Here is a 16,691-nt window from a genome sequence, read left to right on the forward strand (position 1 = left end):
CAGGCCCTGATCATTTTTCTTAAGGTAAAACGAACGTGTTACGGTCTGGAAGCGGTACCGTCAGGCGTGCGTGCCATTGTCCATGAGGGAATACCGCCTGCACAGGGATATTTCGCCGCTTTCGCTTCATCAATATCAATGCCCAGTCCGGGTTTGTTATTCACATAAGCATAACCCTGGTCAATCTCCGGACAGCCCGGGAAAACGTCCCGTAATGCATCATTCACCGGCGTGTACTCCTGAATACCGAAGTTCGGCGAACTCAGGCCAAGATGCATGTTCGCGCACACGCCGACGGGCGAGATATCGCCCGGCCCGTGCCATGCAGTGCGTACACCGTTCAGTTCACTGTACACCGCCAGTTTTTTGGCCGGGGTAATGCCGCCAATGGTGCTGACATGACAGCGAATGTAATCAATCAGTTTATTGTCGATTAACGGCTTCCACTCGTTCACATTAACAAACAGCTCGCCCATAGAAATCGGCGTTGAAGATTGCTGGCGCAGCATTTTCAGCCAGTCGATATTTTCCGGCGCAACAGGGTCTTCAAGGTAAAAAAGCTGATATTGTTCAAGGGTTTTCGCCAGCTTTATCGCCGTTACCGGTGTGACGCGTTCATGTACGTCATGAATAAATTCAATACCAAAACCGAGTTTATTGCGCAGATGGTCGAACAGGCGCGGGACGCTTTTGGCGTAAGCATCCGGGTCAAAATAGATGCCCGGCGTTTTGCTACGAGGAGAACGTTTAGGCTGAATGTTCTTCGCACGCGCCAGTTGTGTGGCAATCAGTTTGAGATCATCGGTCCCTGCGCCGCCGTACATCCCCATCTGACAACGGACATACTGGTAACCCTCTTCCATTCTGGCGCGGATGTTATCTTCAACTTCCACTTCGTCGCCACCGTCGGTATGGCAGTAGAGCGGGATCCCATCACGGCATTTTCCGCCCAGAAGGTCATAAACCGGCATCCCCGCCAGCTTGCCTTTGATATCCCACAGGGCCATATCCACGCCGGACAACGCATTGTTCATGATCGGGCCATTACGCCAATAGCCGCTGACGGCCCCCGACTGCCAGATGTCTTCAATACGCGTCGGATCTTTACCAATAAGAAAGGGTGCCATGTATTCATCAACCGCACTTTTTACCGCGAAGATGCGCTGGGTGAATGTGGCGCACCCCAGACCATACAGTCCGGGTTCATTTGTCTCGATCTTAACCACCGCGAGGTCGATACCGCCTGGCGCTGTCAGAATCGTTTTCACGTTGGTGATTTTCAGGTTACTCACGTTAACTCCTCAATTTAGCGAACGCGCTGAATGTCATCTGGGTTTGGACGACACACAACATATTTGTAAGTTGTCCTACAACTTAATGCTGTTTTAACACACTCGCACCGTTTTATTATCAGGGGATGTTTTATTTTGTGACGATGATCAACCTGCACTATTTTTAATCATAAAATCCATTTAAATACATAATGTTATTGAAAAATAAACACCATTACCCGGCAACGAAATGTGATCATTGTTGCAAATATATTTTTACGCTATTGCTTTTACAGAACCGAAAACTCACCCTTTAAAGGACAGTCGTCATACAAATATCGAGTGAGGTAAACAGAATGAGCGCATTATTTGACTTAACGGGGAAAACAGCGTTGGTGACAGGATCGGCGCGGGGTTTAGGGCTTTCCTATGCAGAAGGTCTCGCTGCGGCGGGCGCACGGGTAATACTGAACGACATCCGCGATACATTAATGGCCGAAGCTGTCGATAAGCTGGTAACAAAAGGCTATAGCGCACAGGGGCTGGTGTTTGATGTCACGGATGAAGCGGCCATTGAAAAGGCGTTTTCCGCACTGGATGAACAGGGTATCCATGTCGACATTCTGATCAATAACGCCGGTATCCAGTACCGTAAACCGATGGTAGAGCTGGAACTGGAAAACTGGCAAAAGGTGATTGATACCAACCTGACCAGTGCTTTCCTTGTTTCCCGCGCTGCGGCGAAACGTATGATCGCACGTAACACGGGCGGCAAAATTGTGAATATCGGTTCATTAACCAGCCAGGCCGCCCGCCCGACCGTTGCCCCTTACACAGCGGCAAAAGGTGGAATTAAGATGCTGACCTGTTCCATGGCGGCTGAGTGGGCGCAGTTTAATATCCAGACCAATGCCATTGGGCCGGGGTACATTCTCACGGATATGAACACCGCGTTAATTGAAGATAAAAAATTCGACGCCTGGGTGAAAAGCAGCAACCCGTCACAACGCTGGGGACATCCGGACGAATTAATCGGCACGGCTGTTTTTCTGTCATCAAAAGCCTCTAACTATATTAACGGGCAGATTATTTACGTTGATGGTGGTTGGCTGGCAGTGCTGTAAAAAAACCGTACTCTACATTTTGCCTTTAACATCTACGATATGCCTGTTGTTAACCGCAATGGCATATCGATAATAATGCAGGTATTTTCATGAAGGCTTCAAGATCACGACTCTTTATTCTCACATTGCTGTTTATCGTTACTGCAATTAATTATATGGATCGCGCCAATCTTGCAGTTGCAGGCACGAATATCCAGAAAGATTTCGACCTGTCGCCAACGCAGCTGGGGTTATTATTTTCGATGTTTACCTGGGCTTATGCTGCGAGCCAGATCCCTGTTGGCTATGTGCTGGATCGCATTGGCTCACGCGTTCTTTACGGGGGAGCCATTATTCTGTGGAGCGTTTTTACCTTTATGATGGGGTTCTCGTCGCATCACTTATTTGCAACCGCGACGGCGTCTTTTGCCATGTTACTGGCTTGCCGCGCATTAATCGGTGTCGCCGAAGCGCCCTCTTTTCCCTCTAACACCAAAATCATCGCCACCTGGTTCCCGGATCATGAACGCGCTCGCGCCACGGCCATTTACTCAAGTGCGCAATATATTGGCCTGGCGTTATTAACCCCGGCGTTATCCTTTATTGTGGCTAACTACGGTTGGGAAATGTCCTTCTATTTGTCTGGCGGCGCGGGCATTCTGTTTGGTATCTACTGGCTTATTTATTACAGAGACCCGCAGCACAGTAAATCCGTTAATCAGGCGGAGCTTGACTACATTAAGGCAGGCGGAGGCTACGGCTCGGTTAACCAGTCTACGGTTAATGAAAAAATCAGCTGGCAAGACATTCGCTTCTTTCTCAGCAAAAAAACCGTCTGGGGACTTTTCATTACCCAATTTGCCTGCTCTTCCACGCTCTATTTTTTCCTGACCTGGTTTATTGTTTATCTGGAAAAAGGGCTGCATCTCTCGGTTTCCAAAGCCGGCATTGGCGCCATGCTCCCCTATATTATGGCGATGTTCGGTGTTTTATGCGGCGGCACCCTTAGCGATATGCTGCTGAAAAAAGGAAAATCCAGAACGCTGGCGCGTAAACTTCCTGTAATGGCAGGGCTTTGCGTCACCATGATTATTGGGCTGGTTAATTTCTTCGAAGACCAACCGATTATCGCCATCGTTATTCTCTCTATTGCCTTTTTCGCTAACGCTTTTTCAAATTTAGGATGGGTGGTCTGGAGTGATGTTATTCCACGCAATTTCCTCGGCACGATGGGAGGGTGTTTAAATATTTGCGGGAATTTATCCGGAATTGTCAGCCCTATCGTGATTGGGGTCATCCTGCAACGCACCCAGAATTTCCAATATGCCATGTGGTATATCGCCGCCGTCGCCGGGTTGGGCCTGTTAGCTTACATTTTCCTGGTAGGCAAAATCGACGTCATTTTGCCTGAAAATAAAAAGGCGAACAGGGCCGATGAGAATGCCATTGCTCCGGCAACCGCTAACAAATAAAGAGGTCACAATGAGTACTGAAAAAATAACCTGTAACGCCTGTCTGGCACATGCGGAAAAAGATGTTCGCTACACCTCCCGTGAAATTGAGCACGGCGAAAAGGATGTCGTTGTCAAAGTCGCCTGTGGCGGTATTTGTGGCTCGGATATCCACTACTATCAACATGGTCGTGCGGGGATGTCCATCCTGAAACACCCGATGGTGATTGGGCATGAATTCGTTGGCGTCATCCAAAAAGTACCGGCAGGCAGCACATTAGAAGTGGGTCAGACAGTCGCCGTGAATCCTTCCTGCCCGTGTAACCAATGCGAAATGTGTCTTTCCGGGCATCAGAACTTGTGTGGGTCGATGCGCTTTATGGGCAGCGCGCAGTTCAATCCCCACGTTAACGGCGGATTCTCTGAATATGTGGTTGTCAAACCGGAACAGTGCATCCCTTATAACAGCGCGGTTCCGGCCAACGTTATGGCGTTTTCGGAGCCGCTCGCGGTCTCGATTCATGCTATAAACATGGCCGGTCAACTCACCGGAAAGCGCGTGCTGGTGATTGGCGCAGGTCCGATTGGTTGCCTGATTCTGGCGGCGGCAAAAAGCGCGGGGGCATCAGAACTCGTGGCCTCGGATCTCAGCCCACGCTGCCTGAAACTGGCACAGCAGATGGGTGCCACCGCGGTGATGGACCCGCGTGATGAAGATCAGGTGGCCCATTATCAGCAGCATAAAGGCTACTTTGATGTGGTGTTTGAAGCCTCCGGCGCACCGGCGGCAGTGGCGTCGACCGTCGATTTCACCCGCCCGGCAGGAACCATTGTTCAGGTCGGGATGGGAGCAAGCCCGGTCAGTTGGCCCGTCTCTCCGATGCTGGTCAAAGAAATTAACTGGGTGGGTTCGTTCCGGTTTATCAATGAGTTTGCCACCGCCGTGCGCTGGCTTGAAGACGGGCGCGTTGATCCGCGTCCTTTAATTAGCGCGGAATTTCCGCCGGAGAAAATCGAAGAGGCGCTGATTACCGCCACGGACAAGAATCTCTCTGCTAAGGTCCTCATTCGCTTCAATTAAATGCAAAAGCGCCCGCCCGGGCGCTTTGTTCTTAAAATTGAATTGCTATACAATAACACATTAACGGCATTTTACCGGACATCGATCTTGAGCATAAAATCCATTCAAAAACAGAATGTTGTAAATGAAATTTATGATCAGATAAGTGCAAAGCTTCTGGATGGTAGTTGGGCGCCAGGTAGCCGCCTTCCTTCTGAAGCTGAGCTCACCACGTCTTTTAATGTCAGCAGGGTCAGCGTACGTAGCGCGGTTCAACGCTTTCGCGATCTGGGTATCGTCGTCACCCGGCAAGGGAGCGGAAGCTACGTCAGTGAAAACTTTACGCCTCAGATGTTGAGCAACGATCCGCGCCCTATTATGCATCTGAGCCGCGAAGAGTTTCATGACATGATGGTTTTCCGCCAAACGGTGGAATTCAAATGTGTCGAGCTTGCCGTTGATAATGCCACCGATGACGACATTCGCCAGCTTGAGCAAGCGCTGAATAATATGCTGATTAACAAAGGCGACTATAAAAAATACTCGGAAGCCGATTACGAGTTTCATTTATCGATTATCCGGGCGTCGCATAATAGCGTGTTTTATAACGTCATGAACTCGATTAAAGATATTTACTACTATTATCTGGAAGAGCTTAACCGTGCGCTGGGCATTACCCTTGAGAGCGTTGAAGCGCATATTAAAGTCTATATGTCCATCAAAAACCGTGATGCCTGCACGGCAGTAAAAGTGCTCAATGAAGCGATGTCGGAAAATATTGTCGCTATCGAAAAAATCAAATCAACAACGCCTGTCGATAAACGTTAACCAGCCCCTGGTTCGCCCGAACCGGGAATCATTTTCCTCTGACGCATTCGCGATTGAGCCAGCCCGTAAGCGCTCGACAGCGGTGACGCTCGATCCGGCTAACATTATCCGCTGTGAATGACCGCTATACTGGCGACACGCAAGGATGAGACATTAACGTTAGCGACAGCCATTATGCGAAACTTAATCAGTGAAGATCATTTTTTTGAAAATTTAGAAACATCGACTGAGCTGGATTACGTCTTACGCGCTGGAGAAGGCGTTCCGGAAGAGGGATTAGAGATCAAACCGCATATGCATCTGGAGCATGAAATTATGTGGTTTCATAAAGCTCAGGGCAGTTACAGTATTGGCAGTGAAAAATTCGCAATAAAAGACAATACGTTAATTTATATCAGCCCGTTGGTACTCCATGATATGGCACTGGAATTCACCTGCGATCATGAACGTTTTCTCTTTCAGTACGACCGTGCGGTACTCAACAGGTTAAAATATCCCATTCCCGCCATGAATCCACACATTGGAGTCATAACCCAGCCAAATGAACTGGAAGCCGAACGATTACAGTTTTTATTCAAATGGCTGGCTCAGGTGCACGAAACCGGGCATTCAACGGACGACATCAACCCGGTCATGATCCTCTTACTCAATACCGTTTTTCAGTGCGCCTCCCGCGCGCAACCAATCTCACCGGAGAAGGACAACCTCTCATTATTTGAAAAAATCATTACTTTTATGGGGGAAATGGAAAAGCGAACCTCGTTGAATATCAGTTTGAATGAAGCCGCTGCCGCTGTAGGTCTGTCTTCGTGCCATTTCTCCCGAACGTTCAAAAAAATCATGCAAATCAGCTTCAAAGAGTATCTGTTACGCAAGAAAATTGCCCGCTCCGTAGATATGCTGCGCAATACTGCGCTAAGCATTACCGACATTGCTTATCAGTGCGAGTTTACGGATGCGGCATATTACTGTTTTCAGTTCAAAAAACTGATCGGCGTTACCCCGAAAAAATTCAGAAACCATAGTCTCACCAGCGTGCAACTTCACAAAAATCGCTGATGTTCGGTTCGATACCCCTTGCTGACGTTTTTACGCTAAGTGTGATCGATGCGGACGTGCTGGCGCAAAAAAATTATATAAAAACGCCTCGTCGATACATTTTTTATGATTAATCAGAATTACCTTTTCATCAGGTAACAGAGTGTTCGCGTTAACGCTATTTTAAACTCCTTATGAAAAGGTATGGTTATGAATAGAATCGGATTCAAAGAAAAGATTGGTTATGGAATCGGCGATGGCGCATCGAATATTATCTGGCAAACCATCATGCTATTTATGGCCTATTTTTATACCGATATTTATGGGCTTAGTGCTTTTCATATGGGCACCATGTTTCTTTTCGTCAGGGTAGTTGATGCGTTCGCCGATATCTATATCGGCTATATTGCCGATCATACCCAAACCCGGCATGGTCAGTTCAGACCCTATTTATTATGGTTCTCGCTACCCTTTGGTATTTTTGGCGCATTAACCTTTTACACGCCAGAATTGGGTGAAACCGGCAAAATCATCTATGCCTATATTTCTTATACCGCCCTGTCCATTTTTTACTCACTGGTGAACGTTCCATACTGTGCGTTGATCAATAATATTTCTCAGGACGCAAAAGAACGGGTGTCAATTCAGGCATACCGTTTTGCCTTCGCGGCGTTAGGCGGCATTATTGTCTCCGTTATTGCACTGCCCTTAACTAAAATTTTAGGCAATGGCGACCTGCAGAAAGGCTACTTCTGGAGCATGATCATCATGGGCAGCCTGAGTACCATACTGTTCTACACGTGTTTTTCCATGACCAAAGAGCATTACCGTAAAGAGGTCGACAGAACGCGGAAGTTTAGTGGCATTTATAAAGAGCTGTCAGTGCTGATTAAGGATCATAACTGGCGTTGTATCTTTGCACTCAACATCGTGAGCCTCATCGCCGGGATATTAAAAACGGGCGGTGCCATGTACTTTGTTCACTATTATTTGAGTCGTCCCGATTTAACCAGCACTATTCTATTAGTGATTCTCGGCACCCGGTTTGTTGGTGCTGTGTTCACCACTTCATTATATGGAAAGTTTGATCGCTTAGTGTCCTATAAAGCGTCGTTACTTCTTCAGGCTGTCATTCTGGCGGCACTGTTTATGGTCCCCTCTGAATATATTATCGCAATCGGCATTATCATCAGCGTGATTCATTTTATCGACGCGAGTTCAGCACCGCTGCAATGGAGTCTGCTGAGCGATATTATCGATAATGTCGAGAAAAAGTCGGGAATATCGCTTAGCGGCCTGGTTTTCTCTACCAATCTCTTTGCCATTAAAATTGGCATTGCGGTTGGCGGCGCGATTATCGGCTGGTTACTGACTTTTGGCGGTTATGTGGGTAGCGCCGCAGTACAGGCAGATATGGCTGTTCTGGTCGTCCGGCTGATCTTTACGGTTATCCCTGCTATTTGTGTTGTCATGATGTTTTTTATTATGACCCACTATCGAAACAATACTGTGTATACAGAATCGGCGACAACCATGATGTAAGAACAAACAAAACAGTCGCTAATTTATTCATATTTACCTTATAGGGAGTCATATATGACAACAATTACTAACCCGGTTATTGCAGGCTTTAATCCTGACCCGTCAATTATCAGAGTCGGTGACGCGTACTATGTCGCCACGTCCACATTTGAGTGGTTTCCCGGTATTTGTCTCTATAAATCCTACGATTTAAAAAACTGGCAACGGATCGCTTATCCGCTTAATCGAAAAAGTCAGTTGAATATGATCGGCAACCCCGACTCTGGCGGCATATATGCGCCCTGTCTGAGTCATGATGGCGGACGTTTTTATCTCATTTTTACGGATGTAAAAAATGTCGCCGGGCGTTTCTGGGACACCAATAACTATATGGTGACCACGGATGATATTGAAGGCGAATGGTCTGAGCCTGTTTATCTTCACAGCCGCGGAATTGATCCTTCTCTGTTTCATCATAGCGATGGCACCAAATGGCTGGTGAGTATGGAGATGAGCCATATGGATGGCGGCGAACCCGGTTTCCCGAAATGGAACGGTATTATCATTCAGCAATATGACGAGCAGACGAAAAAATTAGTGGGCGAGTGCCGCAAAATTTATGCAGGTAGCGCGCTGGGCATCACCGAGGGCCCGCATATTTATGAAATCAACGGTTGGTTTTATCTGTTAACCGCCGAAGGTGGGACGTTTTACAATCATGGCGTCACGATAGCGCGTTCACGTCATCTGTTTGGGCCCTATGAAACCGATCCTGTCGGCCAGATGATGACCTCACGTTACGACTGCCGTTTGCCATTGCAGAGGGTCGGGCATGCGGATCTGTTTGAAAACAGCGTGGGTGAGTGGTTCATCATGCACCTGTGCGGCCGACCATTGCCGTCAAAAGGGCGCAGCCCAATGGGGCGTGAAACGGCTATTCAACAGGTTTACTGGAGTGATGACGGCTGGTTACGGTTGGTTAATGGTAAAACAACGCCAGAAATGACAGTGCACACGCAACTGGAAGAGCGTGCGTGGCCTGAGCAACCCGCACGGGATGATTTTGATTCACCGACGCTCCCGCTGCACTATCAGTCATTGCGCATCCCATTAGGCGAGGATATGTGCACGCTAAATGAGAGAAAAGGATGGTTGCGTTTACGGGGTCATGAATCGCTGAGCTCGCACCATTATCAAAGCCTGGTGGCCAGAAGACAGACGGATTTTGCGTTCACCGCGCAGACCTGTGTAGATTTCAACCCGCGTTCTTTCCAACAGATGGCCGGCTTAGTTTGTTTTTACGACACCACAAATTACATTTATTTGTATCTCTCCTGCGATGAGAGCGGAGAGCGAACCGTGAATTTGATGGTCAATGACCTCAATAAATTCTCGATGCTAACCGGTGAAGGTATAAAAATAGCCTGCGAAGGCTACGTTTATCTTCGGGTTAACGTGCAAGATGACCGGGCTAATTATTATTACTCCCTGGATGAAGAGACATGGATCCCGGTAGGGGGCTATGTGGAATACAGTAAACTCTCCGATGAATATTTCAAAGAGCGGGGCATTGAGCGCTTCACTGGCGCGTTTGTAGGCATGTGCTGCCAGGACTTTACCGGCGAACATCGGCATGCGGATTTTGACTACTTTCACTATTCAGCGAACAACCGCTAACCGGTTCGGACGGACACCGTAGCGATCAGAAATAAGCCTTCCATACGGTACCAGTAACTGTGTGGAAGGCTTTTAAATGTATTCAACCTTCGCATTTAAACCAGCGTGCGACACAAACGTCAGGAGCGGGAGGGATCGAATGCGTGAACGGGCAATCACCGCATCATGCATTGCCGCCAGGCAGTAATGCCTCTATCCCGGTAAGCGCTACCGCACGGGAAAAATACCAACCCTGCGCACAGCACTCCGGCAAATTCTCTTTAAGGAACAGATATTGCAGTTCATTTTCAACCCCTTCGAAGACCACTATTCTCGGCATATTTCTGAACATGCCAATCAATCCGGGAAGGATATGTTTATTGATTGACTCGGTACCAATCGAATCGGTTAACGATTTATCAATCTTTATTTCATCAACATCAATTAAGGATAACCAGCTCAGATTCGAATAACCGGTACCGAAATCATCCAGAGCAAACAGGATGCCCTGCGATTGATAAAACTCAACAGACTGTTTGATCTCTTCGATACTTGCACTCTGTCTCTCGGTGATTTCCAGCATGAGTGAACCACCGGAAATACCTTCTTTCTGCATGGTGTTGATCAGCGTTTGACGAAACAACTCAGAGCAGATATCTGAACAACTGACGTTAATACTGAGCGTTATAGCGTGTTTCTGTAATATCGGCGCACACTCTTTTATTGCATTCTCAACAACATACAATCCAATCTTATTAATTAAGCCATTTTTCTCTGCGAGAGGAATGAAGATATCCGGGCCAATATTCCCCACTTTGTCATCGTTCCAACGGATAAGCGCTTCAATGCCAATAAGGCTGTTATCTTTCACTCGATAAATAGGCTGATAGACAAAATGCAATTTTCGGTGATCTATTGCGTATTCAAGCCGGGAAAGTAACGACTGGTTTCTCTCAAGATTATTAATAATAAGCGCACTGACAAGCAGACCAATAACCAGTGAAATACTTAACAAAAAAAACAGCGCATATACATTACCGTAAAAAAAGAAAGGAAGCTGAGTTCCAACGATAACACAAATGTCATTTACTGAATTACAGGCTCTTATCAAAATAAAAGATAACGATTTTTCTCTTCCATGCTCTATGGCTTCAAGCCTGTTAACATCCTTGCCTATTCTGAAAAAATGAGACTCATGTTTATTATCGCCGACAACAGCATTAAAATTCATTTTATCCGCATCTTCCCAAAAGCGCTGAAACGCAAAAGGCGATACGGTAATGGCAAAATTATCGGTATAAAGAATATCGGCGGTAATCCCCTCTTCTATCATGGCATCAAAAATCCAGGTATAGCCTGCCCGGTCAACTTTATTCCTGAAGACATTCAGCGAAAGCGGAACAGTAAACTTGCCCCACAGCGCTGAGCAGATCACCCTGTCGTCTTTGATGTAGGAGATATCTTTGATCAGCGGGTATGGCCACAGACGCTTTCTGAGGGAATGCAAATATTGGTCGCTGCACGGGCTATAGACAGCGAATTCATTGCGCAGATCGTCAATTTCCTTCACCTGCGAGATGAGACTATTACTTCGCATAAGTATCGATTCGGCATACTTTTCTAATTTTTCGTGGACGTATGCATAGGAAATGATCTGCGCAACACCATAAAAAAAGAGGAACGATAGCGCTAATGTCATTATGGATACAGATACTCTGTTTTTTAGAATTCTTATCAATTTTGGCACCTTGTGAGCAGACATCTGCTCTTGCTTCACGCTTTCTGACTTTTGATCATCCCATCAAGCAGAAAAGTCGAGATCATCATCCGTATGCCCGTTCTTTTCATCGACATCATGCCACATCAACACGACGTGTTATGGTTATCGGCGGTTTGGATAGAGACTTTAAAAATGACAAATAAAAGCGTTATCTTGATAAGTCACTGAAATGCAGAGGATAAATTCAGTGAGGAATGAAGCGTTTGGTCTTTGGGAATGTTGAGACTAACGAGATATTGAACCGGCAGTAAAGATGCCGGCTCCGGGCCTGACGATGCCATAATGGCTTCAGTATGAGAAACTAATTCTGTATAACATTCTCTATTATTGTAGCAATATCAGTCGGGTATACCGTTTCCGTTGTTTCACTAAGTTCGTTTATATTCCACCAGCGATGTTGATGCATAACCGTTTTTTCATGACGACTCCAGCCCTCGCGACTGATTTCATTACCATCAACCTTTACCCAATAAAAACGCTCCATAGCCAGAACGTTTTCTCCGCTGGGTAGCAGCATTTCAAACGTTCGTTCCGCCACGCTGTCCCCAATAACGTCGCGGATAATCCCGGTTTCTTCGCGAAGTTCTCTTAACGCAGCATGTGCAAAAGACTCATTCTGTTTAACCCCACCGCCAGGCGTCGCCCAGTATGCACGCCCTGCTAAAGCATCATCCGTATGCACGAAACGGAACAGCAGTACCTGACCGGCCGGGTTGATAATCAGTATTCGTGACGCCTTACGTGTTCGCATCGAAAAATCCCTTTATGAAAGACAAGAGTCATCATTTTGTCGGGCTTAATATAACAACATTCCGGCCATGGTTCTATTCGTGGGTCAGTATTTAATCTACAACGCCTACCACATGTTTATCATTGCTAATTCGGCCTTTAAAAAACCTTCCACTGTAAAATCACCGCAATAAATAGTTATGTAATTTATCACCTAAAAAAACGTTATTAACGATCACAATTATACAGCCACTTAAATTTATACTTTTTTTACTTAACCCATTTTATTCTTTATGTGTTTTTTATATCAATGCGCATTGCCGTTTTTTATACTCCTGTTGTCGCCGTCAGGCTTAGCTGAAAGATAACAATGAACACAATGCTGAAGTTTCCACTTTTACAAAACATCCGCACGCTTTTGACATTAGCGCAAACGCCCCAGATAGCAGAGGTTGAGTCTAAAGAAAAAGGAAATAGTGACAATGCGTTCCAGCGTGCATTTCAACAGGAAGTGCAAACCTATCTTTTACACTATCCGGCAACAAAACACGTTGATATCTATCTGAACGATATTAACGGAACCTTCAGAGGAAAGCGGATTGCCGTTGGGGATCTTTATTCTGCTGCAAAAGGGTGTTATTTCCCGCAATCTGTTTACTCAATGGATCGGGAAGGTAAGGTGGTCTGCACTGCGGCTGACCACCAGGTTCTGGATGAGCCCGACCGGATTTGCCTGCCGGTAAAAGGGACATTGCGCCCCTCCGCTTACGATCCCCATGAGAACGCCCAGCTTTTGCTATCCATGCAGGATGCCAGCGGCGCACCGTATGCGCTTGAGCCAAGGGTGATTCTGGAAAACGTTGTTCGCCGGTTCCATCACCATGGTTTGTATCCGGTGATCGCACCAGAGATTGAGTTTTACCTTATCGACCAGCAGGCCCAGGCGATGCGCAGTCAGGGGTGCTTCCACATGGCCGTCCCTTCCACCTACGCTCCCTTCATCGAGCGACTGGAAGAGATGGCTGCTGCACAGAATCTGCCGTTAACGGGGATTGTCAGCGAAGCAGAGCCTGCACAATTCGAGCTTAACCTGCGCCACTCTCACCAGGTTGTCGAGGTCTGTGAGAATGTGCTGGCGCTACGCAGGTTAACCAGCGTGATCGCTAATGAATTCGGCTATAAGGCCAATTTTATGGCGAAACCTTTTTCCCAGCTTGCTGGCAACGGCTTGCATTTTCATATCAGCCTGAATGACAGACAGGGCGATAACCTCTTTGCCTCTCCCGCCCAGGAACTGAACGAGATGACGCGCCTGTGCCTGGCCGGGTTACTTCATCTTATGCCTGCGTCGCTGGCGATAATGGCTCCCGGGGTAAACGCTTTTCGCCGTCTGCGAAAAAACCTGGACGAACCCGTGTTTAGCTCATGGGGTTACAACACGCGTTCCGCTGCGTTACGCATTCCCTGCTCTACCGAAGAGAATCGTCGCATCGAGTACCGACTTGCTGGCGCGGATGCCAACCCCTATCTGGTGATGGCCACAATTCTGACCGGCATGTTGTATGGTCTCGAGAATATCGATGGCGATTCAGAAGAGGATATTCTGCGCGCGGCCCCGCCTTTACCGTTATTTCAGCACCAGGCAATCGCCGTTTTTCAGGAATGCCCGTATCTGCTCGACAGCCTGGGACAGGCATTTTCCCGGCAGTGGATCCACAGCAAACTGGAGGAACTGACCCTGTTCGAAGGCATTGTTACGCAAGAAGAAACGGCGATTTCGTTCTGACCCCTGTTTTACTTTCCGTCACTGCCAATGACAAATGTGAGGTGATGATGTTGCGGTTTATTATTCTTTCTCATGTCCGGGAAACACAGGGGTAATAAACTGCAGGCAACATTACGCCTGGCCTGCTCCTGAGCCCTGATGTTTCAGCACGATACTGCAGGTGTATCGCCCGGCAGGATGCAGCGACACGGTGGTTTCGAATGTTTTTCCTTGAGCATCAAGGTAACGCCGTACAATTCTCAACGCAGGTGACCCGGCTTCCACGCCCAGTATTTTCGCGATTTTGACCGGCACGCCAACGGCCGTTATCGACTGATGCACTTCATGGCTGCGGATACCGTAGTGCTTTTCAATCAGCGCGCTGATTAATGCATACGGATCGCTACGCACCAGTTTTCCGACCTTCACATACGCAATGCTGATATAGCTGTCGGTCCAGCAGATGGGGGCATTTTCTTGCTGAGGATCTTCGCGGGTACTGGCGATATGCAGCCAGCGTGAACCCGGTTCACAACCAATCACCTGCGACAATTCGACGTCCGCCACCACCTCATCGGTCTTTTTCACCACTCGCAGGTTGTTTTTTGCCAGCACCAGTAAATCTTCAAGTGAGGCCAGGGGATGATCCTGCATTTCCGGCTTCTGTTCGCAGACGCGTGTCCCTGCGCCTTTTCGCCTGCTGATAAGCCCCTGCTCCGCGAGTTCCCGCAGTGCTTCACGCACCGTATGACGACTCACCTGCCAGCTTTCACATAGCTCCATCTCCGTTGGAAACAGCGATCCTGGCGGGTATTTCCCCTGTGTGATCGCCAGCGCCAGTTCACGGGCCATTTGCTTATACAGAGACTCTTTCATCGTTTCACTCTTCAAAAAAATTAAATGATCGACATCACAAAGGTGAGCGATAGCGCTTCCTTGCTAACTGTGTGGTCATTATAAATGTCCGTACATATTCAAATGTCCGGACAAATAAAATCGAAAGACTGAGATATGTCAGGACAAAAAAATGGCCGATTCAGCGTAAACAACCCCTGATTCTGACTGTTTTTTCTGTCCCGCAGTCTATCACCAATCAGACCCCCAAGGAGTGGTTATGCCTTCAAATGTGCTTGATTCTGTTTTGTTCAGGGATTCCTTCGGAACGCCGGAAATGCGCGCAATTTTCGACGATCACGAGTTGATTCGTAAATACGTTGAAGTCGAGATTGCCCTCGCGCAGGCCCAGGCAAAATGTGGCGTTATCCCACAAGAAGCCGCCGATGAGATCGCGGAAAAATGCACTGCGGATACGCTGGATTTTGATCTCCTGCGCCATGAAACCGAAATTGTCGGTTACCCCATTTTGCCGCTGGTGCACCAAATTTCTAAACAGGCAGGCGAGTCAGGCGGCTACGTCCATTGGGGTGCGACCACTCAGGACATTATGGATACCGCCGTTGTCTTGCAGATTCGCGATGCCTTCGACCTTATCGAAAGCGAATTAAAACAGCTTTGCCTGACGCTGGCCGGTCTGGCGCGCCGCTATCGGGACACACCGATGGCGGGCAGGACGCACCTGCAACAGGCGCTGCCGATTACCTTCGGATACAAAGCGGCTATCTGGCTGGATATGATTGACCGCCACACCGAGCGCCTTGCCCAGGCACGACCACGTATTTTGGTGGGGGAATTTGCCGGAGCGGCCGGCACACTTGCGTCGCTTGGCGATAAAGGTCTCGCGGTACAAGAGGCCATGATGGGCATCCTCAAGCTGGGCGTCCCCTCTTCCACCTGGCATGTTGCCCGCGATGGCTTTGCCGAAGCGACGAACCTGCTCGGGCTTATCACCGGATCGCTTGGCAAAATCGGCTATGACGTGATGCTGCTTGCTGCCAATGAATTCGGCGAGCTGTACGAACCGTTTGTGAAAGGCCGCGGTGCCAGCAGCACCATGCCACAAAAACGTAACCCGATTTCCAGTGAGCTGATGCTGGCATGTGCAAAAGGGGTACGCCAGCACGCCGGATTAATGCTGGATGCGATGGTGCAGGATTTAGAACGCGCCACCGGGCCGTGGCATGCGGAATGGATTGCGATCCCGGAGAGCTTTGTGCTCGCCGCCGGGGCATTACATCAAGCCAACTTTATGCTCGCCGGCCTGATTGTGGATGAAGCGGCGATGGCGAAAAACCTGGATATGACCAAAGGGTTGATCGTTGCCGAAGCCGTCATGATGGGTCTGGCGCCATACATTGGCCGTCAGGATGCGCACGATGTTGTGTACGATGCCTGCCGCGTGGTGAACGAACAAGGGGGACGACTGGCTGATGTGCTGAACAGCATGCCGGGGGGTTCCAGCCGCCTTGATCCGCAGCTCATTGAGCGCCTGACCGACCCGACGAATTATCTGGGTATGGCACCAGAAATGGTGGATCGGGTTCTGGAAAAATTCGCACAACGGCAATAATCCTGAGGGATAAGGAGAGACA

The 16,691-nt window shown here is 48.2% G+C and carries 13 protein-coding genes; 9 read left to right on the forward strand and 4 right to left on the reverse strand.

Translation table 11 applies throughout. From position 1 onward, the window contains the following. Positions 1 to 38 precede the first annotated feature (38 nt). On the reverse strand, positions 39 to 1,292 hold the full coding sequence (locus N7922_RS19665) for an enolase C-terminal domain-like protein (RefSeq protein ID WP_263097891.1): 1,254 nt from the start codon (positions 1,290 to 1,292) through the stop codon (positions 39 to 41). A 335-nt stretch (positions 1,293 to 1,627) separates the two neighbouring features. Between N7922_RS19665 and N7922_RS19670 the strand changes: the two genes are divergently transcribed. The 7 genes from N7922_RS19670 to N7922_RS19700 all read left to right on the forward strand — a co-directional run bounded on the left by N7922_RS19670 (position 1,628) and on the right by N7922_RS19700 (position 9,949). After that, a complete protein-coding gene (locus N7922_RS19670; RefSeq protein WP_263097892.1) occupies positions 1,628 to 2,395 on the forward strand; it encodes an SDR family oxidoreductase in 768 nt (255 codons plus the stop codon). Positions 2,396 to 2,484: 89 nt separating this feature from the next. Continuing rightward, complete coding sequence (locus N7922_RS19675) at positions 2,485 to 3,846, forward strand: MFS transporter (RefSeq protein ID WP_263097893.1); 1,362 nt, start codon at positions 2,485 to 2,487, stop codon at positions 3,844 to 3,846. Between the two features lie 10 nt (positions 3,847 to 3,856). After that, positions 3,857 to 4,906 (forward strand): L-idonate 5-dehydrogenase, encoded by a 1,050-nt coding sequence (idnD, locus tag N7922_RS19680; RefSeq protein WP_263097894.1) that lies wholly within the window; start codon positions 3,857 to 3,859, stop codon positions 4,904 to 4,906. A gap of 87 nt (positions 4,907 to 4,993) precedes the next feature. Beyond that, positions 4,994 to 5,713, forward strand: a complete 720-nt coding sequence (locus N7922_RS19685) for a FadR/GntR family transcriptional regulator (protein WP_263100963.1) — start codon at positions 4,994 to 4,996, stop codon at positions 5,711 to 5,713. Between the two features lie 117 nt (positions 5,714 to 5,830). Next, a complete protein-coding gene (locus N7922_RS19690) occupies positions 5,831 to 6,772 on the forward strand; it encodes an AraC family transcriptional regulator (RefSeq protein ID WP_263097895.1) in 942 nt (313 codons plus the stop codon). Positions 6,773 to 6,961: 189 nt separating this feature from the next. After that, positions 6,962 to 8,293 (forward strand): glycoside-pentoside-hexuronide (GPH):cation symporter, encoded by a 1,332-nt coding sequence (locus N7922_RS19695; RefSeq protein WP_263097896.1) that lies wholly within the window; start codon positions 6,962 to 6,964, stop codon positions 8,291 to 8,293. Between the two features lie 54 nt (positions 8,294 to 8,347). After that, positions 8,348 to 9,949 carry a glycoside hydrolase family 43 protein gene (locus tag N7922_RS19700; RefSeq protein WP_263097897.1) on the forward strand — a complete coding sequence of 534 codons (1,602 nt, stop codon included), beginning with the start codon at positions 8,348 to 8,350 and terminating at the stop codon, positions 9,947 to 9,949. A gap of 163 nt (positions 9,950 to 10,112) precedes the next feature. Here the strand turns inward: N7922_RS19700 and N7922_RS19705 are convergent, their stop codons facing one another. Next, a complete protein-coding gene (locus N7922_RS19705) occupies positions 10,113 to 11,690 on the reverse strand; it encodes an EAL domain-containing protein (RefSeq protein ID WP_263097898.1) in 1,578 nt (525 codons plus the stop codon). A gap of 319 nt (positions 11,691 to 12,009) precedes the next feature. Then, the gene (locus N7922_RS19710) at positions 12,010 to 12,459 is read right to left on the reverse strand and encodes an NUDIX hydrolase (protein WP_263097899.1); all 450 of its coding nucleotides are present in this window, start codon (positions 12,457 to 12,459) and stop codon (positions 12,010 to 12,012) included. Positions 12,460 to 12,948: 489 nt separating this feature from the next. Here N7922_RS19710 and N7922_RS19715 point away from each other — a divergent pair, with 489 nt between their 5' ends. Then, entirely contained in the window at positions 12,949 to 14,223 is a 1,275-nt protein-coding gene (locus N7922_RS19715; RefSeq protein WP_317633846.1) for a glutamine synthetase family protein, read from the forward strand. A gap of 111 nt (positions 14,224 to 14,334) precedes the next feature. On the opposite strand, the gene N7922_RS19720 is transcribed toward N7922_RS19715, so the two are convergent. After that, positions 14,335 to 15,078 carry a GntR family transcriptional regulator gene (locus N7922_RS19720; RefSeq protein ID WP_263097901.1) on the reverse strand — a complete coding sequence of 248 codons (744 nt, stop codon included), beginning with the start codon at positions 15,076 to 15,078 and terminating at the stop codon, positions 14,335 to 14,337. Positions 15,079 to 15,316: 238 nt separating this feature from the next. Between N7922_RS19720 and N7922_RS19725 the strand changes: the two genes are divergently transcribed. Then, positions 15,317 to 16,669, forward strand: coding sequence for an adenylosuccinate lyase family protein (locus tag N7922_RS19725; RefSeq protein WP_263097902.1), 1,353 nt, complete (start codon positions 15,317 to 15,319; stop codon positions 16,667 to 16,669). Positions 16,670 to 16,691 lie beyond the last annotated feature (22 nt).

The organism is Kosakonia sp. ML.JS2a, from assembly GCF_025642095.1.
GTDB lineage: Bacteria > Pseudomonadota > Gammaproteobacteria > Enterobacterales > Enterobacteriaceae.

Excerpts from the sequence above, each read along its gene's own strand:
- N7922_RS19670 (WP_263097892.1), top strand. The coding sequence starts at position 1,628 with ATGAGCGCATTATTTGACTTAACGGGGAAAACAGCGTTGGTGACAGGA.
- N7922_RS19675 (WP_263097893.1), top strand. The coding sequence starts at position 2,485 with ATGAAGGCTTCAAGATCACGACTCTTTATTCTCACATTGCTGTTTATC.
- idnD (WP_263097894.1), top strand. The coding sequence starts at position 3,857 with ATGAGTACTGAAAAAATAACCTGTAACGCCTGTCTGGCACATGCGGAA.
- N7922_RS19690 (WP_263097895.1), top strand. The coding sequence starts at position 5,831 with ATGACCGCTATACTGGCGACACGCAAGGATGAGACATTAACGTTAGCG.
- N7922_RS19695 (WP_263097896.1), top strand. The coding sequence starts at position 6,962 with ATGAATAGAATCGGATTCAAAGAAAAGATTGGTTATGGAATCGGCGAT.
- N7922_RS19700 (WP_263097897.1), top strand. The coding sequence starts at position 8,348 with ATGACAACAATTACTAACCCGGTTATTGCAGGCTTTAATCCTGACCCG.
- N7922_RS19705 (WP_263097898.1), bottom strand. The coding sequence starts at position 11,690 with ATGTCTGCTCACAAGGTGCCAAAATTGATAAGAATTCTAAAAAACAGA.
- N7922_RS19710 (WP_263097899.1), bottom strand. The coding sequence starts at position 12,459 with ATGCGAACACGTAAGGCGTCACGAATACTGATTATCAACCCGGCCGGT.
- N7922_RS19720 (WP_263097901.1), bottom strand. The coding sequence starts at position 15,078 with ATGAAAGAGTCTCTGTATAAGCAAATGGCCCGTGAACTGGCGCTGGCG.
- N7922_RS19725 (WP_263097902.1), top strand. The coding sequence starts at position 15,317 with ATGCCTTCAAATGTGCTTGATTCTGTTTTGTTCAGGGATTCCTTCGGA.